Genomic DNA, 19,928 nt, shown 5'->3' on the forward strand with positions numbered 1-19,928 from the left:
CCGCCCGGGGTCAGTGGTGTTCCGGCGGTACGTTCATGACGTCGCAGACCACCCGCCACACCTCCTTGGCGTCCCATCCGGCGTCGAGCGCCTCGCACACCGTGCGTCCGCCCAGCTCCGTCATCACATGGTCGCGCGCGAAGGTGTCGGCGTGGCCCGGACCGAAGTGATCCGCCATCCGCTCCCAGAAGACCGTCAACCGCATGCTCCCAGTATCCCGCCCCTGGGGGTGGGCCCGGCCCGGGACCGGGGTGCCGGGTCCGCCGCGGCCCTACGATCTGGCGCATGGCCGACACCGGAGCGTTCCCCCTCCCGCAGACTCCCCCGGCAGCCGGGGAGCCCCCGGCGCCCTCCCCGCTCGCGCGCGCGGAGCGCTTCGTCTGGCTCACCGCGCGCGTGCTGGAGCAGCGCCTGTTCGCGTACGTCTTCCGCGGCGGCGGCGCCGGTCCGGTGGAGAGCGCGCTCGACGCCTACCGCAACGAGGACGGCGGGTACGGACACGCCCTGGAGCCCGATCTGCGCGGCCCGGTCAGCCAGCCGCTGCACACGGCGCACGCCCTGCAGGTGCTGGACGCGGTCGGGCGGTGCGGCGGGCAGCGCGTGGAGCACATCTGCCGCCATCTGACCTCCGTCTCCACGGCGGACGGCGCCCTTCCGTCGGTCACGGCCGCGCTGCGCGGCTACCCGGCCGCCCCTTTCGTGCCGGTGCCGGACGACCCGCCCGGCGACCTCCTCGCCACCGGCCCGGTGGTCGGCCTGCTGTACCGCAACGAGGTGTGGCACGCCTGGCTGTTCCGGGCCGCCGACTTCTGCTGGCGGGTGATCGAGTCCCTGGAGACCTCCCACCCGTACGAGGTCGAGGCCGCCGTGGCCTTCCTGGACTCGGTGCCCGACCGCCCGCGCGCGCGGGAGGCCGCCGCCCGGCTGGGCCGCCTGGTGCGCGAGCAGCGGCTCGCCGTGCTGGACCCGGACGCCCTCGACGCCTTCCCCGTCTCCCCGGGCTACGCGCCGGGCGAGCACCACTTCCCGCACGACTTCGCCAGAACGCCGCACTCGCTCGCGCGCGCGTGGTTCACCGACGACGAGATGGCCCGCTCCCTGGACTTCCTCGCGGCGGAGCAGACGGACGACGGCGGCTGGCCGGTCCGCTGGCGGCACTGGGCCCCCGCGCCGCTCCTGGAGTCGCGCCCCCGGGTGACGCTGGACGCCCTGCGCACGCTGCGGGCGCACGGCCGCCCGGTCGGCTGAGCCGGGGCCCGGCCGGCGCCGCGCGGCCCCGCCGTCTCCGCCCCGGGCCGACTCAGCCGCCGAGGGCCCGTACGCCCGCCGTGACGGCGACCGCCGCCGCGACGACGACCAGGAACGGGGCCCGCAGCAGCAGCGCCACGGCGGCCGCGGCGACCCCGGCGGCCCGCGCGTCCAGGACGAGGGCCCGGCCGTCCGCGAAGGTCTGCTGGGCGGTGAGCGCGGCGAGGAGGGCGACGGGCAGCAGCGCGGCCAGGCGCCGCACCAGGGGCCGCTCCAGGGCCCCTGCGGGCACGAGCAGACCGACGAGCTTGACGAGGTAGCAGCCGACCGCGGTCACCGCGATGGCGATCCATATGCTCATCGTTCCTCCTCCCTGGACCCGCCCCGGGTGTCCCGGGTGGGGTGGGTGTCGTGGGTGTCGTGGTTGCCCTGGGCCTGATGGGTGTCGTGGGTGTCCCCCGCGTCCCCGGCACCCCGGTCCCCGGTGTCGTGCACGTCCGGTACCTCCGGCGCGCCGGGGGCGTGTCCCACGCCCCCGATGTCCCCCGCGTCCGGCGCGGCGTCCGCCACGGGCGCCGCGGGAGTGCCGTACGCGGCACCGGTCCCGGAGCCCCCGGCCGGGGGTTCCCCGGTGACCGTCCCGGTTCCGGCACCGCCCCTGCGGCGGCCCTCCGCCCACAGGACCGCCGGTGCCGCCAGGGCCGCCACCAGGACGGGCACACCGGCGGGCAGGACGGGGAGCAGACCGAGCCCCAGGAGGACGGCCAGGGCCGCGACCGCCCGCTCCGTGGCGGTGCGCAGCATCGGCGCGAGCAGGGCCAGGAACACGGCGGGGCCGGCCGCGTCCAGGCCCCAGGCGTCGGTGTCCCCGATGGCCTCCGCCCCCAGGGCGCCGAGCAGGGTGGTCAGGTTCCACAGCACGTACAGGGTGGCCCCGGTGACGGCGAACCCGATCCTCACGCTGCGCCGGGTGGGCTGCGCCAGGGCCACGGCCGCCGTCTCGTCGATGACCCACTGGGCGGCCGGTGCCCGCAGCGCGCGCGGGAGAGCCAGCATCTGGGACAGGCGCAGCCCGTAGAAGGCGTTGCGCACGCCGAGGAAGAACGCCCCGGCCGCGGCCGTGAGCGGGTTGCCGCCGGCGGCGAGCGCGCCGACGAGGGCGAACTGCGAGGCCCCGGTGAACACCAGGAGGCTCAGCGCGCAGGTCTGGAGCAGCGAGAGGCCGCTGCCCACCGAGGTCACCCCGAAGGCGAAGCCGGAGAGCCCCACGGCGACCCCGACGCCCAGGGCGTCCCGTACGACGGCTGCGTCCGGTTTGTCTTGTGTACCCGTGTCGTGCGGGACGGCTTTCTGATCTGGCACATGTCGGACGATAGGAGAAACTCTCCCCGCGTGTCTTGTACGTTCTTGCGCTCGCGCCGGTAGGCACCGGGCGGTACGCCCACCATGCGCGTGAAGTGCCGGTGCAGGTGCGGCTGGTCGGTGAAGCCGACGGCGACGGCGGCCTCGGCGGGCGTCGTCCCGGCGTCCAGCAGCCGCCGGGCCCGGCGCACCCGGGCGTCGGTGAGCCAGGTGTGGGGCGGCATGCCGTAGGCGTCCCGGAAGGCCCGCAGCACCGCGAACGGGCCGGTGCCCAGCTCCCGGGCCAGCGCCTCCAGGCTCGGCGGGTCGGCCATCCGCTCCTCCAGCAGGGCACGCGCGCGGGCGGCCGTGCGGGCCCCGGCCGTGCGCACCCGCCGCGCGGGCGGCGAACCGCCGTTCAGCCGCAGCAGCCGGGTCACGGCCACCCTCAGCAGGGTGTCGGCGGCGAGCGCGTCCCCCTCGTCGGCGGCCCGCAGCACCCGGTGCACGAGGGCCACGGCGTACGGGTCGTCGAGGACGGGGCGGACGAAGCCCGGGGTGCCGCGCAGGGTGGTGGTCTCCGCCGCGATGGCGGCCACCACGCCGGGCGCCGGGTAGACCGCGCCGTACCGCCAGCCCTCCGGGACGCCGGCCCGGCCGGTGTGCGGGGTGTCGGGGTTGATCAGGGCGAGCGAGCCCGCGCCCGCGTACTGCTCGGCCCCGCCGTGGTGGAAGCGCTCGGCCCCGTCGGCGACGGCCGCGATGACGAAGTGCTCGTGCGTGTGCCGGACGAAGGTCTTGCGCACGTACCGGGCGCGCAGCAGGTCGACGCCGGGCAGCTCGGCGTACCGCCAGTGCCGCGCCCGCTCGTCCGATCCCGCCATGCGTCCATTCTCCGTCACCGGACCGGGCGTCCGGCGGACCGCAGGCCGGGCGCCGCGCGCCGGGCCCGGGTGCTCCGAGGGGCCGCCGCCACCGCCGCCCGGACGACGCGGGGGACCGCTCCCGGCGCCTCCCCGGCTGGGCCCGCCACGCCATGGACCTGTCGGGCCACCGCCCGGGGCCGCCGCCGGCCGTCCTCGGCACCCGGGGCCACCACGAGGCGGTCCTCCGTGAGGGCGGTCCTCCGTGAGCCGGGCCCCTCTGCGACCGCGCGCACCCCCTCCTCCTCGCTCCCCCTCGCTCCCTTCACTCCCCTCGCTCCGCCGCGCCCCCGGACCGCCCGGACACGCCGGGCGGCGGCCCGCACGGCCCCCGCCCCGCCGCCCCTCACCCGCATTCGCCCTGTTCAGGCCGATTGTCAGTGGGCGGGTGCAGGATGGATCCATGGTCAGCTCCGCACACCGGGCCCTCGACGGCTTCTCCCCCGCGACCCGCGGCTGGTTCACGGGGGCCTTCTCCGCGCCCACCGCGGCCCAGGCCGGTGCGTGGCGGGCCATCGGGGAGGGGTCCGACGTGCTGGTGGTCGCCCCCACCGGGTCCGGGAAGACCCTGGCCGCCTTCCTCGCCGCCCTGGACAGGCTGGCGGCGGAGCCCCCGCCGGCCGACCCCGGGAAGCGCTGCCGCGTGCTGTACGTGTCCCCGCTCAAGGCCCTGGCCGTCGACGTCGAGCGCAATCTGCGCAGTCCGCTGACCGGCATCCGCCAGGAGTCCGTGCGGCTCGGCCTGCCCGAGCCGGAGGTCAGGGTCGGCATCCGGTCCGGCGACACCCCGGCCGCCGAGCGCCGCTCCCTGGCCACCCGCCCCCCGGACATCCTGATCACCACGCCGGAGTCCCTGTTCCTGATGCTCACCTCGGCCACCCGCGAGGCGCTGACCGGTGTGGAGACGGTGATCCTGGACGAGGTGCACGCGGTGGCGGGCACCAAGCGCGGCGCCCATCTCGCGCTCACCCTGGAGCGCCTGGACGCCCTGCTGCCGAAACCCGCCCGCCGCATCGGGCTCTCCGCGACGGTCCGCCCGGTGGACGAGGTCGCCCGGTTCCTCGCCCCGCGCGGCAGGGTGGAGATCGTCCAGCCGCCCTCGGGCAAGGAGTTCGACCTGTCCGTCGTCGTCCCCGTGGAGGACCTGGGCGAGCTGGGCGGCTCCCCGGTCGCGGAGAGCGACGACGGGGCCGAACGCCCCTCCATCTGGCCCCATGTCGAGGAGCGGATCGCCGACCTCGTCCAGGCGCACCGCTCCACGATCGTCTTCGCCAACTCGCGGCGCCTGGCGGAGCGCCTGTGCAACCGGCTCAACGAAATCGCCCACGAGCGGGCGACGGGTGAGCCGCTGGACGAGCACCACTCCCCCGCCGAGCTGATGGGCGGCTCGGGCGCGGCCCGGGGCGCCCCGGCGGTGATCGCCCGCGCGCACCACGGCTCGGTCTCCAAGGAGCAGCGGGCCCTGGTCGAGGAGGACCTCAAGGCGGGCCGGCTGCCCGCCGTGGTGGCCACCTCCAGCCTGGAGCTGGGCATCGACATGGGCGCCGTCGACCTCGTCGTCCAGGTCGAGTCGCCGCCCTCCGTCGCCTCCGGGCTGCAGCGCGTCGGCCGCGCGGGGCACCAGGTCGGCGCCGTCTCCACGGGCGTGGTGTTCCCGAAGTACCGGGGCGATCTGGTGCAGGCGGCCGTGGTCACCGAGCGCATGCGCGGGGGCGCCATCGAGGCCCTCCGGATCCCCGCCAACCCCCTCGACGTGCTGGCCCAGCAGATCGTCGCGATGACCGCGCTGGACACCTGGCAGGCCGACGACCTGCTCGCCACGGTCCGCCGCGCCGCCCCCTTCGCCTCGCTGCCCGAGTCGGCGTTCACCGCCGTGCTGGACATGCTGGCCGGCCGCTACCCCTCCGACGCCTTCGCCGAGCTGCGCCCGCGCGTGGTGTGGGACCGGATCGCGGGGACGGTCACCGGGCGGCCCGGCGCGCAGCGGCTCGCCGTCACCTCCGGCGGCACCATCCCCGACCGGGGCCTGTTCGGCGTCTTCCTCGCCGGGGCCGACCCGAAGAAGGGCGGCGGCCGGGTCGGGGAGCTGGACGAGGAGATGGTGTACGAGTCCCGGGTGGGGGACGTCTTCACGCTCGGCACCAGTTCGTGGCGGATCGAGGACATCACCCGGGACCGCGTCCTGGTCTCCCCCGCCCCCGGCGTGCCCGGCCGGCTGCCCTTCTGGAAGGGCGACCAGCTCGGCCGCCCGCTCGAACTGGGCCGGGCGCTGGGCGCGTTCCTGCGCGAGGTCTCGGCCCTGCCCCGCGAGGACGCCCTGCGGCGGCTGGCCGCGGCCGGGCTGGACACCTGGGCGGCGGGCAACGTCCTGGCGTACCTGGACGAGCAGCGCGAGGCCTGCGGCCACGTCCCCGACGACCGCACCATCGTGGTGGAGCGCTTCCGCGACGAGCTGGGCGACTGGCGGGTCGTCGTCCACTCGCCCTTCGGCGCCCAGGTGCACGCCCCCTGGGCCCTCGCGCTCGGCGCCCGCCTGGGCGAGCGGTACGGCATGGACGCGCAGGTCATGCACGCCGACGACGGGATCGTGCTGCGGCTGCCCGACGCCGATCCGATGGGCCTGGACCTGCTCGACCGGGAGCCCTCCCGGGCGGGCGCGGAGTACGACGACGGGCAGGCGCCGGTGGGCGCCGCGGACGTCGTCCTGGACAAGGGGGAGGTCGACCGGATCGTCACCGACCAGGTGGGCGGCTCGGCGCTGTTCGCCTCCCGCTTCCGCGAGTGCGCCGCCCGTGCCCTGCTGCTGCCGCGCCGCAGCCCCGGCCGGCGCACCCCCCTCTGGCAGCAGCGCCAGCGGGCGGCCCAGCTCCTGGAGGTGGCGAGCGAGTACGGCTCGTTCCCGATCGTCCTGGAGGCCGTCCGCGAATGCCTCCAGGACGTCTTCGACGTGCCCGGACTCGTCGAGCTGATGGGCGACCTGGAGTCCCGCCGGGTCCGCCTGGTCGAGGTCACCACGCCGGAGCCGTCCCCCTTCGCCCGCTCCCTGCTGTTCGGCTACGTCGCCCAGTTCCTGTACGAGGGGGACTCGCCGCTCGCGGAGCGCCGGGCCGCCGCGCTGTCGCTGGACTCGCGGCTGCTGTCCGAGCTGCTCGGCCGGGCGGAGCTGCGCGAGCTGCTCGACGCGGAGGTGCTGGCGGAGCTGGAGCGCGAACTGGCCCGGCTCACCGAGGACCGCCGGGTCAGGGACGCCGAGGGCGTCGCCGACCTGCTGCGGATGCTCGGCCCGCTCACGGACGCGGAACTCGCCGAGCGGGGCGCCGATCCGTCATGGGTCCGGGAGCTGGCGTCCGCCCGGCGCGCGATCCCGGTGCGGATCGCCGGGGCCGAGCACTGGGCGGCGGTCGAGGACGCGGGCCGGCTGCGCGACGCGCTGGGCACCGCGCTGCCGGTGGGCGTCCCGGAAGCCTTCACCGAGCCCGTCAAGGACCCCCTCGGGGACCTCCTCGCCCGCTACGCCCGCACCCACGGCCCCTTCACCTCCGCCGCCGCCGCGGCCCGCTTCGGCCTGGGCACGGCGGTCACCGACGGGGCGCTCCAGCGCCTCGCGGCGTCCGGCCGGATCGTGCAGGGCGAGTTCCACCCGGCGGGCATCGGCCAGGAGTGGTGCGACGCGACCGTGCTGCGACGGCTGCGCCGCCGCTCCCTCGCCGCCCTGCGGCAGGAGCTGGAGCCGGTGCCGCCGGCCGCGCTCGGTCAGTTCCTCCCCCAGTGGCAGCACATCGGCGCGGGCCACGCGCTGCGCGGCGTCGACGGACTGGTGCGCGCCGTCGAGCAGTTGCAGGGCGCCCCGGTACCGGCGTCCGCCCTGGAGAAGCTGGTCCTGCCGTCCCGGGTGGCCGACTACACCCCGGCCATGCTGGACGAACTCACCGCCGCCGGTGAGGTGGTGTGGGCGGGGGCGGGCTCGCTGCCCGGCAAGGACGGCTGGGTCACCCTCCACCTCGCGGACACAGCGCCCCTGCTGCTCGCGCCCCCGCACCCGCTGGAGCCGACGCCCCTGCACCACTCGGTCCTGGACACGCTGTCGGGCGGCTACGGCCTGTTCTTCCGTCAGATCGCGGACCAGATCCGGGCCACCACCCATCCCGACGCCAGCGACGCCCAGCTCTCCGACGCCCTGTGGGACCTGGCCTGGTCGGGGCGGCTGACCAACGACACGCTCGCGCCGCTGCGTTCCCTGCTGGGCTCGGGCCGCACCGCGGGCTCCACCGCCCACCGCGCCAAGCGGTCGGTGCCGCGGGGGCGTTACGGCTCGCTGACGGCCGCCGCCCGCACCGCCTCGCGCTCGGGCCCGCCGACGGTGGCGGGCCGCTGGTCCCTGCTGCCGGAGCGGGAGGCGGACCCCACGGTGCGCGCGCACGCCCTGGCCCGGACCCTGCTGGACCGGCACGGTGTGGTGACCCGGGGCGCCGTGGCGGCGGAGGGCGTCGCGGGCGGCTTCTCCGCGGTGTACCGGGTCCTGGCGGCGTTCGAGGAGAGCGGGCAGGCCCGCCGCGGGTACGTGGTGGAGGGGCTGGGGGCGGCGCAGTTCGCCGTGGAAGGCGCGGTGGACCGGCTGCGCGCGGTCGCCAACGCCCGCGAGCGCGGCGCGGCCCTCGCGGCCCCGGACACGGCAGCCGGCACCCCGGCGTCCGCGTACGCCCCCGTGTCCGACGGCTCCGGTCCCGCCCCGGACGGGGGCGGTGATCCGCTCGGCCCCGGGGCCACCGGCGGTCCCGTCGCCTGGGACCTCCCCGGCGGCGACCCCTTCGCCGCTCCCGGCGCCGGAGGCCCCCGGGGCGGCGGGCACGACCGGGCGCCCGGCCCCCACGCCACCGCGCGCGGCTTCGCCCGCCAGTACCGCCCCGCGCCCGTCAACCGCGCCGTCGTGCTGGCCGCCGCCGACCCGGCGAACGCGTACGGTGCCGCCCTCCCCTGGCCCGAGCCCCCGTCCGGCGCCACCCACAAGCCGGGCCGCAAGGCGGGGTCCCTGGTGGTCCTGGTCGAGGGTGAACCGGCGGTGTACATGGAGCGCGGCGGCAAGACCCTGCTGCTGTGGCCCTCCGCCGAGGACACCCCGCCCCCGGCGGACCCCCGGCTGCGGGAGGCCGCCGAGGCGCTCGCGTCAGCCGCCCGGGCCGGCCGGCTCGGCACGGTCACGGTGGAGCGGATCAACGGCGCCGCCGCCCTCACCTCCCCCTTCGGCGCCGTGCTGGAGGAGGCAGGGTTCATCGCCACCCCGCGCGGACTGCGCCTGCGGGCGTGAGCCTGTCACCCTGGACGCATGCCCGAAGGTGACACGGTCTGGCAGGCGGCGCGGCGGCTGCACGACGCCCTCGCCGGTGCGGTGCTGACCCGCAGCGACTTCCGCGTGCCCCGGTACGCGACCGTCGACCTCACCGGCCGTACGGTGCTGGAGACCGTCCCCCGGGGCAAACACCTGCTCACCCGTGTGGAGGGCGGCCTGACCCTGCACACACACCTGCGGATGGACGGCTCCTGGAAGGTGTTCGCCCCCGGCCGGCGCTGGAGCGGCGGCCCGGCGCACCAGATCCGCGTGGTCCTGGGCACCGCCGACCGTACGGCCGTCGGGTACCGCCTCCCGGTCCTGGAGCTGATCCGCACGGCCGACGAGGGACGGGCCGTGGGCCACCTCGGCCCCGACCTGCTGGGCCCGGACTGGGACGCCGGACGGGCCCTGGCCAACCTCCTCGCGGACCCGGCCCGCCCCCTCGGCGAGGCCCTGCTCGACCAGCGCAACCTGGCCGGGATCGGCAATGTCTACAAGAGCGAGCTGTGCTTCCTGCTCGGCGTCACCCCCTGGCTCCCGGTGGGCGAGCTGCCCGCCGACCGGGCCGCGAAGCTGCCGGCGCTGGCACGGCGCCTGCTGGAGGCCAACCGCGACCGCCCGGTGCGCCGCACCACGGGGCTGCGCGGCCAGGACCTGTTCGTCTACGGCCGCGCGCGCCGCCCCTGTCCGCGCTGCGGCACGTCCGTCCGGCTGGCCGACCAGGGCGACGGTTCGCGCGAGCGCCCCACGTACTGGTGCCCGGCCTGCCAGGCGGGCCCCGCCCCGGCCCCGGGCACGACACGGGCCCCGGCTCCGGCTCCGGCTCCGGCTCCGGCTCCGGGCAGCGAGCCCCGCTCCGGCGCCGGGCGCCGCCGCACGGGGTGAGCCGGGGCGTTCCCGCGCCACGGCACTCCCCGGCGGACGCACCGCGCGGGACGTACGGAAGGAACCGGACCGCACCCGGATGGCCGAACGGCCGAGAGGAACCGGTCGCGCGAGGGAGCCCGGGCCGCCGGGAACACGGGCCCGACGGGAGCACGGGCCGGACGGGACGCACCGCACACCGAGCCCGCCGAGCCCCCGAAGACCCCGGACGGTCCGACCGCCCGGCGCGCTCCAGCCCCGTGGCGCACCGAGCCCGGGCCCCCGGAACGGCCTCCGGTCGCTCAGAGGCGGCCACCCCGCCAGAAAGCGGCGAACCCCAGGCACCACCATGAGGCACCGAACATCCGAGGCACCACCGGGAAGCACCGACCGCCCGAGACCGTCCACGGACACCACTCCCCGCCGTGGACCAGCCCGCGCACCCCAGGCGGAGGTGGCACCTCCCGCCGCCTCGCCGCCACCGTCGCAGCCCGCTGCCGCTGCCCCGCGCCACCGGCGCCCCTCGCCCCTCGCCCCTCGCCCCTCGCCCCTCGCCCCTCGCCCCTCGCCCCTCGCCCCTCGCCCCTCGCCCCTCGCCCACAGCATCTGAAGTCCCCGCCCGCCCCGAAGCCCCCGCAGCCGTCCGCACGCCTCCTGAGTCCACTCAGGGCCCCCTCAGCCCCCGCCTTCGGCCCCCGCCCCCTCAGCCTTCTCCGTCCTCTCGGCCCCGACGCCCTCGCCGACGCCCCCGCCCTCGCCCTCGCCCTCGCCCTCGCCCCCGGCACCCTCCGCCCCCTGAACCGCCTCGGCCCCCGCAACCCCACGCCCATCCCCCGCAGCGCCCCGGGCGCCCCCGTCCCGCCCCAGTGCCCGTCGCCATCGCCCGGTGGCCAGCGCTCCCACCGCCCGGTCCTTCGGCACACAGTGCACCGGCAGCACGCTGAGCCCCCAGCCGCCGAACACCACCGCCCCCTCGACGACACCCGCTCCGGGAGCCAGGGCCAGCCGGAGCACAGCCCACCACCACAGCGCGCCGAACCCCAGGGCGGCGGTCCGGCGCGCGGTGCGTACTGCGGTCATCCGTTCTCGGCCTGGAACATCCAGTGCTCCTTCTCGAGATCGGCGGTGACCTGGATGAAGATGTCCTGGCTCACGGGGTCCGCGTCGGCCGTCGCCTCGACGCGCTCCCGCATCCGGGCGATCAGCGCGCCCAGTGCCTCCACAAGGGTGCGCACCGCGGCCGTGTCGTCCACCCAGCCCTCCGGCGTCACCCCGATGCCGCTGCCGACGGCCACCGTGGCGGCCCGTCCGTCCGGTGGTACCCCGAGCGCCGAGGCGCGCTCGGCGACGGTGTCGGAGTGGGTCCGCGCGATGGCGACGACCTCGTCGAGCTGGAGGTGGACGGAGCGGAAGCGCGGCCCGACCACGTTCCAGTGGATCTGTTTCGCCACCAGCGCCAGGTCCACGAGATCGACGAGGGCACCCTGCAGCGCCTCGGAGACGACCTTCAGGTTCGCGTCGGACAACGGGCTCTTGACGACGTACATCCGCACCCTCCGTCGGTAGGCCCCCCGGCCGTCGGCCCTCTCCCTCCACCATGAGGGCACCCGGGGCGAGCGGCAAACGGGCGCGGAGGCACGAAAACCCCGACCGCACCTCTCCGGATCCTCCGGAGAGCCCCGGCCGGGGCCTCATGAGCACACGTGCTCAGGCGGCTACGACGTCCACTGCCTCCGCGGGCGCCTTGATGGTCACCCGCTCCGGTGGCACACCGGCCACCGATACGGAACCCAGCATCGAACGCACCGGGGCCGGCACGGATTCGCTGGGAGTGGCGGCGGCGGACTGGGCCAGCTCGGCGAGCGCGAGTTCGTCGCTCACTTCCCGCATCAGCTCGGACATCCGTACGTCCAGCGCGTCGCAGATGGCGGACAGCAGCTCGGAGGAAGCCTCCTTCTGCCCCCGCTCCACCTCGGAGAGATAGCCGAGTGAGACTCGGGCGGACGAGGAGACTTCGCGCAGAGTACGGCCCTGGCGCTGGCGCTGCCGACGCAGCACGTCACCCAGCAGGCGACGGAGCAGAATCATCGGTGGCTCCCTCCTCGGACCGCGTTACCGCATCCTTCACGCCCCACCGTACCGCCTCGCGCCGCGGCCGTGCGGGGAGCGATGTCGTGTTCACTCAGGGCTGCAAACATCAAAACCCCCCGTTCTGTTCCGTATCCTGTGCCCGCTGATTCCCGGTCCGTTCGCCCGCCAGCTCCCTCAGCAGGAGCGCCAGCACGCTGCGTACACTCTCCATACGGATTTCCGCCCGACTGCCGTTCAACCGCAGCGCCGCGACTTTTCCGCCATGGGCAGAACCGGAATCCTGTTCGAGAGGCCCGTGGACGGCGACGAACACCGTTCCGACGGGCTGCCCGTCCTGCGGGTCGGGACCGGCCACCCCGGTCGTGGCGATGCCCCAGTCGGCGCCGAGCCGGTGCCGCACCCCGGCCGCCATCTGGGCCGCGACCTGCGCGTCCACCGCGCCCTTCGACGCCAGCAGCGAGGCGTCGACGGCGAGCAGGTCCCGCTTCAGATCGGTCGCGTAGGCGGTGACGGAGCCGCGGAACACCCGGGACGCCCCGGGCACCCCGGTGATCGCGGCCGCCACCAGTCCACCGGTCAGCGACTCCGCGACGGCGAGGGTCCGGCCCCTCGCCGTGAGTAGTCGCACCACGTCGGCGGCGGTGGAACTCAAACGTCCGTCTCCCTCGTCGCCGCTCCGCGCTCGGCGATGCCGTGCCGGCGCAGCACAATGGCCTGCTTCACGTAGTCGAGCCCGGTCGCCACGGTCAGGACGACCGCCGCGGCCATCACCCAGAACCTCAGGGTCGCCAGGGGCCCCGTCAGCGCCAGGACGTACATGCCGACGGCCACCCCCTGGATGAGCGTCTTCAATTTGCCGCCGCGGCTCGCCGGGATCACCCCGTACCGGATGACCACGAAGCGCAGCACGGTGACGCCGAGCTCCCGGCCGAGGATCACCGCCGTCACCCACCACGGCAGATCGCCCAGGGCGGACAGGCAGATCAGCGCCGCCCCCATGATCGCCTTGTCGGCGATGGGGTCGGCGATCTTCCCGAAGTCGGTGACCAGGTCGTAGGCGCGGGCCAGATGACCGTCGAACAGGTCGGTGATCATGGCGACGGCGAAGGCGGCCCAGGCGAACGAGCGCCAGGCCGGGTCGTATCCGCCGTTGCCGAGCATCAGGGCGACGAAGGCCGGCACGAGGACCAGCCGGAGCATCGTCAGGAAGTTGGCGATGTTCCACACGCTGGCCTGGTTGACGGCGGCCGCCGTGATCTTGCCGCCCCGCCCCGCCGGACTGGAGCCGGCCGCGCCGTCCGTCCCGGCACCCCGCCCGGCCGTCCCGGCGGCCGCGGTGGCCCCGGAACGCCCGGCCGTCCCGGTGGTGCCGCCCTCGCCGCTCCCGCGCCGGGCGGGGCCGCTGCCGTGGGCCGTCTCCGGCGCGGTGCCCGGGGCACCGCGTGCGCCGGCCCTCCGGGCGCCGGAGGAGCCGCCCGCAGCGGACGCCGGGACACCGGTCATCTGTCCGTCTCCTCGCTCGACGCGGATGTGCCCGGCAGCGGTTCGGCCACCAGGTCGACACCCTCCGTACCGATCACCTTCGCGTCGACCATACGGCCGACCACCTGTTCCCCGCCGCCGGTGAGGATCACCTGGCCGTCGGTCTCCGGGGCCTGGTGCGCGGCGCGGCCCCGGACTCCGTCCTCCTCGTCCACGGATTCCACCAGCACCCGGACGGTCGAGCCGAGGCGCTCCTCGGCCCGCTGCGAGACCAGTTCCTCGGCCAGCCGGGAGACCCGGGCCAGCCGCTCCGCGACGACGTCGCCGTCGTGCTTGTCGCCGTAGGTGGCCGCCTCGGTGCCCTCCTCGTCGGAGTAGCCGAAGACGCCGATGGCGTCCAGCCGCGCGTGGTTCAGGAACCGCTCCAGCTCCGCGAGGTCGGCCTCGCTCTCGCCGGGGAAGCCCACGATGAAGTTGGAGCGCACGCCCGCCTCGGGCGCCCCGGCCCGGATGGCGGAGAGCAGCTCCAGGAAGCGGTCGGTGTCGCCGAAGCGGCGCATGGCGCGCAGCACGTTCGGCGCGGAGTGCTGGAAGGACAGGTCGAAGTACGGCATGACCTTCGGGGTGGAGGTCAGCACCTCGATCAGGCCGGGCCGCATCTCGGCCGGCTGGAGGTAGCTGACCCGGACCCGCTCGATGCCGTCGACCTCGGCCAGCTCGGGCAGCAGGGACTCCAGCAGGCGGATGTCGCCCAGGTCCTTGCCGTAGGAGGTGTTGTTCTCGGAGACCAGCATGATCTCCTTGACGCCCTGCTCCGCGAGCCACCGCGTCTCGTTCAGCACGTCGCTCGGGCGGCGGGAGATGAAGGAGCCGCGGAAGGAGGGGATGGCGCAGAAGGAGCAGCGCCGGTCGCAGCCGGAGGCCAGCTTCACCGAGGCGACCGGGGAGCCGTCCAGGCGGCGGCGCAGCGGGGCGCGCGGCCCGGAGGCGGGGGCGAGGCCCTCGGGCAGGTCGACGGGGCCGTGTCCGGGCAGGGCGACGGCGGTGCCGGCCTGCTGCCGCTCGACGGGGCTGACCGGCAGCAGCTTGCGCCGGTCGCGGGGGGTGTGGGCGGCGTGGATGCCGCCGCCGAGGATGGTGCGCAGCCGGTCGGAGATGTCCGCGTAGTCGTCGAAGCCCAGGACGCCGTCGGCCTCCGGCAGGGCCTCCGCCAGCTCCTTGCCGTACCGCTCGGCCATGCAGCCCACGGCCACCACGGCCTGGGTCCGGCCGTGGCCCTTGAGGTCGTTGGCCTCCAGGAGGGCGTCGACGGAGTCCTTCTTGGCGGCCTCGACGAAGCCGCACGTGTTCACGACGGCGACGTCCGCTTCCCCGGCGTCCTCGACGAGCGTCCAGCCGTCCGCCTCCAGACGGCCTGCGAGCTCCTCCGAGTCCACCTCGTTGCGGGCGCAGCCAAGGGTGACGAGTGCGACGGTACGGCTTTCAGGCATGGGCTCAAGACTACTTCGTCCCACGGACGGCCCATGTCGAAGGGGTTGGCCGGGGGCGGCGGGCGGGGGGCCGCACGGCCGAGGGGCCGTCCGGCCGTGGACGGCCCCTCGCCCGGCACCGCCCCGCGGGCGGGCTCACCCGGTCTGCGGGTCGCCCTTGGTGTACGTCAGCCGCTCCACGGCGCCCGGCCGGAAATCGTCCTCGATCTTCTTTCCGTTGACGTAGAGCTGGATGGCTCCGGCGTCGCCGAGGACCAGGTTGATCCGGTCGTTGTCCTGGAAGGTCTTGGAGTCGCCCTGCTTGAGGAGCCCGTCGAAGAGGAGCCGGCCGCTGTGGTCCTTGGCCGAGATCCAGCTCCGGCCGTCGGTGGCGCTGACCTTGACCGTGACCTTGTCCTGGGGCGCGGCGGCGATGGCGCTGTCGGTCGGGTCGGGCTTGGGCGCGGCCGGCTTCTCGGGCTTGGCGGAGGCCGGGGCGGACGCGCTCGGCTCGGCTCCCTCGGCGAGGTTGGCCTTGTCCGCGCCGTCGTCGCCGCCCTTGACGACCGTGAAGCCGACGAAGCCGACCACGGCGACGATGGCGGCGACCATGGCGGCGGTCCAGTTGGGCCCGCGCCGCTCGGGGCGGATGCGCTCGGCCTCGAACAGGGGCGCGGCCGGGGTCGGGGCAGGGCGCCCGCCGTGCTCGCTCTCGAACCGGGCGAGCAGCCGGTCCGGGTCGAGCCGCACGGCCCTGGCCAGGGTGCGGATGTGCCCGCGCGCGTAGACGGCGCCGCCGCAGGGCGTGAAGTCGTCCGCCTCGATGGCGCGCACGATCGCGATCCGGACCCGGGTGGCGGAGCTGACGTCGTCGATGGTCAGCCCGGCGTCGATCCGGGCGCGGCGCAGCGCGGTGCCGATGGAGGGGCGGTCCTCCTCGGACGGGCCGTCGGGCACGGTGTCGAAGGGACGCTCGTCTTCAGGGGAGTTGCCGATGGACACGGGGGCGCCTTTCGAGCGTTTAGCCGCCTGTGCTGGAGGTTCAGTCTAGGTGGGGTGCGAACGGGTGGGGCAACCGGGCGGTATGACTTTGTACGCCAGAGGAATGGCCCGGCCCGCCCGGTGGAGAACCAGTGTTCGCCACTTCCCTCCACTTGACGTACGTGCCGAGGAAACGGTTGCTCAATGGTCCCTAACGGGTGAGTCACGATCGGCCGGACGGCCCCGGCCCGTCCCCCGGATGCCTACCCCGCGGGTTCCCCCCGGATCACGGCGAGCACCCCGTCGAGGTCGTCGGGTTTCACCAGGACGTCGCGTGCCTTGGACCCCTCGCTCGGCCCGACGATGCCCCGCGACTCCATCAGGTCCATCAGCCGGCCCGCCTTGGCGAAGCCGACCCGCAGCTTGCGCTGGAGCATGGAGGTCGACCCGAACTGGGTGGAGACGACCAGTTCCGCCGCCTGGCACAGCAGGTCGAGATCGTCGCCGATGTCCTCGTCGATCTCCTTCTTCTGCTTGGTGCCGACGACCACGTCCTCCCGGAAGGCGGGGGCCATCTGCTCCTTGCAGTGCCGGACGACGGCCGCGACCTCCTCCTCGGTCACGAAGGCGCCCTGCATGCGGGTCGGCTTGTTGGCGCCCATCGGGAGGAAGAGGCCGTCGCCCTTGCCGATCAGCTTCTCGGCGCCGGGCTGGTCGAGGATGACCCGGGAGTCGGCGAGCGAGGAGGTGGCGAAGGCCAGCCGGGAGGGCACGTTGGCCTTGATCAGACCGGTGACGACGTCGACGGACGGCCGCTGGGTGGCGAGCACCAGATGGATGCCGGCGGCGCGCGCGAGCTGGGTGATCCGCACGATCGAGTCCTCGACGTCCCGGGGGGCGACCATCATCAGGTCGGCCAGCTCGTCGACGATCACCAGCAGGTACGGGTAGGGCTGGAGCTCCCGCTCGCTGCCCGGGGGCGCCTCGGCCCGGCCCTCGCGCACGGCGCGGTTGAAGTCGTCGATGTGCCGGTAGCCGTAGGCGGCGAGGTCGTCGTAGCGGAGGTCCATCTCCCGGACGACCCACTGGAGCGCCTCGGCGGCCCGCTTGGGGTTGGTGATGATCGGCGTGATCAGGTGCGGGATGCCCTCGTAGGCGGTCAGCTCGACGCGCTTGGGGTCGACCAGGATCATCCGGACGTCCTCCGGCGTCGCCCGCATCATGATCGAGGTGATCAGGCAGTTGATGCAGGACGACTTGCCGGAGCCGGTGGCCCCGGCGACCAGCATGTGCGGCATCTTCGCCAGCGAGTGCATGACGTAGCCGCCCTCGACGTCCTTGCCGAAGGCGACCAGCATCGGGTCGTCGTCCTCGGCGGACTCGGCGAGCCGCAGCACGTCGCCGAGGTTGACCATCTCCCGGTCGGTGTTGGGGATCTCGACGCCGACGGCGGACTTGCCGGGGATCGGGCTGATGATCCGCACGTCCGGACTGGCGACGGCGTAGGCGATGTTCTTGGTGAGGGCGGTGATCCGCTCGACCTTGACGGCCGGGCCGAGTTCGACCTCGTAGCGGGTGACCGTCGGGCCGCGGGTGAAGCCGGTGACCCGGGCGTCGACCTTGAACTCGGTGAAGACGGTGGTGAGGGAGTCGACGACGGCGTCGTTGGCCGCGCTGCGGACCTTGCCGGGGCCGCCGCGGGTGAGCAGGTCGAGGGCCGGCAGGGAGTAGGTGATGTCCCCGGAGAGCTGGAGCTGCTCGGCGCGCGGCGGCAGGTCGCGTTCCTGCGGGGGCGGGGCCTTGGTGAGGTCGGGGACACCGGAGCCGCCCGCGTCGCGCGGCGGGGCGGCGGCGTCCCCGGTCCCGCCCGGCCGGGGCCGGGCCGCCGGGACGGGCGTCGGGGTCGAGGCCGGGGGCGGGGTCGGAGTGGTGGGCTCCCGCTCCCCGGTGGCCACGCCCTGGGTGAGGTCGGCGACCAGCGGCGAGGGCGGCATGCCGTGCAGGACGGCGCCGTCAAGGGCCGCCGCCGCGGCGGCGGCGATGTCGACCGCGTCCATCGGCCGGTCCGGGTCGGGCTGGGGCACCGCGGAACGGCGGGGGCGGCTCCTGCGGCGGCCGAGGGCCTCCTCCTCCGCCGCCTCCGGGTCGTGGGGCCCGGACGGGGCGCCGCGCCGCCGCCCCTCGGGCAGGGCGTCGCGCCACTGCTCCTCGTAGTGCTCGTCGTCGTCGCCGTCCACGGCGCCGTCGGCCTCCGGATCGCTGACGAGGCCGAGCCGGACCCCGAGCTGCCGCAGCCGCTGCGGGATCGCGTTGACGGGGGTGGCGGTGACGACGAGCAGCCCGAAGACGGTCAGCAGCGCCAGCAGCGGAACGGCCAGGACATCGGTCATCGTGGCCGACAGCGGGGTGGCCGCGCCCCAGCCGATGAGCCCCCCGGCGTCCCTTATCGCCTGCATGCCGTCGCTGCGGGCCGGTGAGCCGCAGGCGATGTGCACCTGTCCGAGCACACCGACGACCAGCGCGGACAGGCCGATCACGATCCGGCCGTTGGCCTCCGGCTTCTCCGGGTGCCGGATCAGGCGCACGGCGACGGCCCCGACCAGCAGCGGCACCAGCAGGTCCAGCCGGCCGAAGGAGCCGGTCACCAGGATCTCGACGAGGTCGCCGACGGGGCCCCTGAGGTCGGCCCAGGTGCCCGCGGCGACGATCAGGCAGACGCCGAGCAGCAGCAGGGCGACGCCGTCCTTGCGGTGGGCCGGGTCGAGGTTCCTGGCGCCCTGTCCTATGCCCCGGAACACCGCGCCGACGGCATGGGCGAGGCCCAGCCAGAGGGCGCGCACGAACCGGAGCAGGCCCCCGGCCGGGCGGGCCGCCGGGGGCGGGGCCGCCCTCTTCGCCGGGGCCTTCCGGGCGGGTGCCTTCCTCGCCGGGGCCTTCTTCGCGGGCGCCCTGTTCGCGGCGGCCTTCTTCGCCGGAGCCTTCGCGGGAGCCGCCGCCTTCCTGGCGGGCTGCTTCTTGGCTGCGGAGGGACGTGAGGCCATGGAAGCGAGGTTACCGGGGGAGACGGCGGTCGACACGTGTGGCCACGGCTTCACCCGTTCGTGTCGTTCTTCGGAGGGCCCGGAACTGACCCCTCCGACAGGGCCGCTGACACGCGCTCACCGGCCGGAGCGCACCACCGGGACCGGGGTTCCGCGGCTCAGCGGCGGCGCCGAACCCGCGCCGCCGGGCCCGCCCCCGGCGCCCCGCACCCGCGCCGCCGTCCTCCCCGGACGGGCGCGCCGGGCGCTCACCGGGCAGCGGCGGACGTCAGTTGACGGCGGCGCGGCCTCCCGGGGAACCCGGCTCCATCGCGTCCAGGGCCCGGCGCAGTCCGGTGAGCTTGCGCTCCAGATGCGCGGCCGTGGCCACCGCCGCCGCGTCCGACGACTCGTCGCTCAACTGCTTGGACAGGGCCTCGGCCTGCTCCTCTACGGCGGCGAGCCGCGCCGACAGCTCCGCGAGGAGTCCCGTCGGCTCCCCGGCCCCGCCGTTGGCCGACGCCCGGTCACCGCCCTCCAACTGGAGGCGCAGCAGCGCCGCCTGCTCCCGCAGCTTGCAGTTCTTCATGTACAGGTCGACGAAGACGGAGACCTTGGCGCGCAGCACCCACGGGTCGAACGGCTTGGAGATGTAGTCCACCGCGCCCGCCGCGTAGCCGCGGAAGGTGTGGTGCGGCCCGTGGTTGATCGCGGTGAGGAAGATGATCGGGATGTCCCTGGTCCGCTCCCGCCGCTTGATGTGCGCGGCCGTCTCGAAACCGTCCATGCCCGGCATCTGGACGTCCAGCAGGATGACCGCGAAGTCGTCCGTCAGCAGCGCCTTGAGCGCTTCCTCCCCGGACGATGCCCGCACCAGCGTCTGATCGAGCGCCGAGAGGATCGCCTCCAGCGCCAGCAGATTCTCCGGCCGGTCATCGACCAGGAGGATCTTGGCCTTCTGCACCATGGCCCGCCCTCCTCGCCCCGGCGTGGGGCCTCCCCTGTCCGCAGGACGTGGCACGGCGCCTCGGCGGGCCGCGCCGGGCGACGACTCCCACGCGCCGCCCGTCCTCGTGCCGGTCATCGTAGCCGCACCCCGACCGCCACCACACCCTGTCACCGTGATGTCACTGTGCACACACCGGAAACGCGGCGCGGTACAGGATCGTTCCCTCGATCC

At 75.3% G+C, this 19,928-nt stretch carries 15 protein-coding genes and 1 pseudogene; 3 read left to right on the forward strand and 13 right to left on the reverse strand.

Annotation, left to right across the window (positions count from 1 at the left end):
* Positions 1-10 precede the first annotated feature (10 nt).
* A complete protein-coding gene (locus tag ACZ7LB_RS15440; RefSeq protein ID WP_471468448.1) occupies positions 11-205 on the reverse strand; it encodes a DUF3046 domain-containing protein in 195 nt (64 codons plus the stop codon).
* A gap of 80 nt (positions 206-285) precedes the next feature.
* Between ACZ7LB_RS15440 and ACZ7LB_RS15445 the strand changes: the two genes are divergently transcribed.
* Positions 286-1,248, forward strand: a complete 963-nt coding sequence (locus ACZ7LB_RS15445; RefSeq protein ID WP_471468450.1) for a hypothetical protein — start codon at positions 286-288, stop codon at positions 1,246-1,248.
* Positions 1,249-1,300: 52 nt separating this feature from the next.
* Here ACZ7LB_RS15445 and ACZ7LB_RS15450 read toward each other — a convergent pair whose 3' ends face one another.
* The 3 genes and pseudogenes from ACZ7LB_RS15450 to ACZ7LB_RS15460 form a co-directional block, all read right to left on the reverse strand.
* Entirely contained in the window at positions 1,301-1,609 is a 309-nt protein-coding gene (locus ACZ7LB_RS15450) for an AzlD domain-containing protein (RefSeq protein WP_471468452.1), read from the reverse strand.
* A 263-nt stretch (positions 1,610-1,872) separates the two neighbouring features.
* Positions 1,873-2,535, reverse strand: a pseudogene (locus tag ACZ7LB_RS15455) (AzlC family ABC transporter permease); the annotation flags it as partial.
* The gene (locus ACZ7LB_RS15460) at positions 2,487-3,473 is read right to left on the reverse strand and encodes an AraC family transcriptional regulator (RefSeq protein WP_471468454.1); all 987 of its coding nucleotides are present in this window, start codon (positions 3,471-3,473) and stop codon (positions 2,487-2,489) included. The pseudogene ACZ7LB_RS15455 and the gene ACZ7LB_RS15460, both read right to left, overlap by 49 nt.
* A 442-nt stretch (positions 3,474-3,915) precedes the next feature.
* Here ACZ7LB_RS15460 and ACZ7LB_RS15465 point away from each other — a divergent pair, with 442 nt between their 5' ends.
* Together ACZ7LB_RS15465 and ACZ7LB_RS15470 are read left to right on the forward strand one after the other, a co-directional pair.
* Entirely contained in the window at positions 3,916-8,817 is a 4,902-nt protein-coding gene (locus ACZ7LB_RS15465; protein WP_471468456.1) for an ATP-dependent helicase, read from the forward strand.
* Positions 8,818-8,835: 18 nt separating this feature from the next.
* The gene (locus ACZ7LB_RS15470) at positions 8,836-9,726 is read left to right on the forward strand and encodes an Fpg/Nei family DNA glycosylase (protein WP_471468458.1); all 891 of its coding nucleotides are present in this window, start codon (positions 8,836-8,838) and stop codon (positions 9,724-9,726) included.
* Positions 9,727-10,380: 654 nt separating this feature from the next.
* Here the strand turns inward: ACZ7LB_RS15470 and ACZ7LB_RS15475 are convergent.
* The 9 genes from ACZ7LB_RS15475 to ACZ7LB_RS15515 all read right to left on the reverse strand — a co-directional run bounded on the left by ACZ7LB_RS15475 (position 10,381) and on the right by ACZ7LB_RS15515 (position 19,715).
* On the reverse strand, positions 10,381-10,785 hold the full coding sequence (locus ACZ7LB_RS15475) for a hypothetical protein (RefSeq protein WP_471468459.1): 405 nt from the start codon (positions 10,783-10,785) through the stop codon (positions 10,381-10,383).
* Positions 10,782-11,252: a Dps family protein gene (locus ACZ7LB_RS15480; RefSeq protein ID WP_161228588.1), complete on the reverse strand. Its 471-nt coding sequence runs from the start codon at positions 11,250-11,252 to the stop codon at positions 10,782-10,784. The genes ACZ7LB_RS15475 and ACZ7LB_RS15480 overlap by 4 nt, the downstream gene beginning before the upstream one ends.
* Positions 11,253-11,412: 160 nt before the next feature.
* Positions 11,413-11,793 carry a helix-turn-helix domain-containing protein gene (locus ACZ7LB_RS15485; RefSeq protein WP_161228587.1) on the reverse strand — a complete coding sequence of 127 codons (381 nt, stop codon included), beginning with the start codon at positions 11,791-11,793 and terminating at the stop codon, positions 11,413-11,415.
* 109 nt (positions 11,794-11,902) lie between these two features.
* Positions 11,903-12,448, reverse strand: coding sequence for a CinA family protein (locus ACZ7LB_RS15490; protein ID WP_471468461.1), 546 nt, complete (start codon positions 12,446-12,448; stop codon positions 11,903-11,905).
* Positions 12,445-13,299 (reverse strand): CDP-diacylglycerol--glycerol-3-phosphate 3-phosphatidyltransferase, encoded by an 855-nt coding sequence (gene pgsA / locus ACZ7LB_RS15495; RefSeq protein ID WP_471468463.1) that lies wholly within the window; start codon positions 13,297-13,299, stop codon positions 12,445-12,447. The genes ACZ7LB_RS15490 and pgsA overlap by 4 nt, the downstream gene beginning before the upstream one ends.
* Positions 13,296-14,768, reverse strand: a complete 1,473-nt coding sequence (gene rimO, locus ACZ7LB_RS15500) for a 30S ribosomal protein S12 methylthiotransferase RimO (protein WP_471468465.1) — start codon at positions 14,766-14,768, stop codon at positions 13,296-13,298. Before rimO ends, pgsA begins: the two co-directional genes overlap by 4 nt.
* A 135-nt stretch (positions 14,769-14,903) precedes the next feature.
* A complete protein-coding gene (locus tag ACZ7LB_RS15505; protein ID WP_471468467.1) occupies positions 14,904-15,749 on the reverse strand; it encodes a helix-turn-helix domain-containing protein in 846 nt (281 codons plus the stop codon).
* A gap of 242 nt (positions 15,750-15,991) precedes the next feature.
* Positions 15,992-18,769 carry a DNA translocase FtsK gene (locus ACZ7LB_RS15510; RefSeq protein WP_471468469.1) on the reverse strand — a complete coding sequence of 926 codons (2,778 nt, stop codon included), beginning with the start codon at positions 18,767-18,769 and terminating at the stop codon, positions 15,992-15,994.
* Between the two features lie 268 nt (positions 18,770-19,037).
* A complete protein-coding gene (locus ACZ7LB_RS15515; protein WP_471468471.1) occupies positions 19,038-19,715 on the reverse strand; it encodes a response regulator in 678 nt (225 codons plus the stop codon).
* Positions 19,716-19,928: the final 213 nt, after the last annotated feature.

The organism is Streptomyces sp. NPDC107521, from assembly GCF_055598485.1.

Bases quoted from the DNA above. Each gene is read 5' to 3' on its own strand.
- pgsA (WP_471468463.1), bottom strand. From the start codon at position 13,299: ATGACCGGTGTCCCGGCGTCCGCTGCGGGCGGCTCCTCCGGCGCCCGG.
- ACZ7LB_RS15460 (WP_471468454.1), bottom strand. From the start codon at position 3,473: ATGGCGGGATCGGACGAGCGGGCGCGGCACTGGCGGTACGCCGAGCTG.
- ACZ7LB_RS15470 (WP_471468458.1), top strand. From the start codon at position 8,836: ATGCCCGAAGGTGACACGGTCTGGCAGGCGGCGCGGCGGCTGCACGAC.
- ACZ7LB_RS15445 (WP_471468450.1), top strand. From the start codon at position 286: ATGGCCGACACCGGAGCGTTCCCCCTCCCGCAGACTCCCCCGGCAGCC.
- ACZ7LB_RS15475 (WP_471468459.1), bottom strand. From the start codon at position 10,785: ATGACCGCAGTACGCACCGCGCGCCGGACCGCCGCCCTGGGGTTCGGC.
- ACZ7LB_RS15440 (WP_471468448.1), bottom strand. From the start codon at position 205: ATGCGGTTGACGGTCTTCTGGGAGCGGATGGCGGATCACTTCGGTCCG.
- rimO (WP_471468465.1), bottom strand. From the start codon at position 14,768: ATGCCTGAAAGCCGTACCGTCGCACTCGTCACCCTTGGCTGCGCCCGC.
- ACZ7LB_RS15480 (WP_161228588.1), bottom strand. From the start codon at position 11,252: ATGTACGTCGTCAAGAGCCCGTTGTCCGACGCGAACCTGAAGGTCGTC.
- ACZ7LB_RS15485 (WP_161228587.1), bottom strand. From the start codon at position 11,793: ATGATTCTGCTCCGTCGCCTGCTGGGTGACGTGCTGCGTCGGCAGCGC.
- ACZ7LB_RS15465 (WP_471468456.1), top strand. From the start codon at position 3,916: ATGGTCAGCTCCGCACACCGGGCCCTCGACGGCTTCTCCCCCGCGACC.
- ACZ7LB_RS15515 (WP_471468471.1), bottom strand. From the start codon at position 19,715: ATGGTGCAGAAGGCCAAGATCCTCCTGGTCGATGACCGGCCGGAGAAT.
- ACZ7LB_RS15450 (WP_471468452.1), bottom strand. From the start codon at position 1,609: ATGAGCATATGGATCGCCATCGCGGTGACCGCGGTCGGCTGCTACCTC.
- ACZ7LB_RS15510 (WP_471468469.1), bottom strand. From the start codon at position 18,769: ATGGCCTCACGTCCCTCCGCAGCCAAGAAGCAGCCCGCCAGGAAGGCG.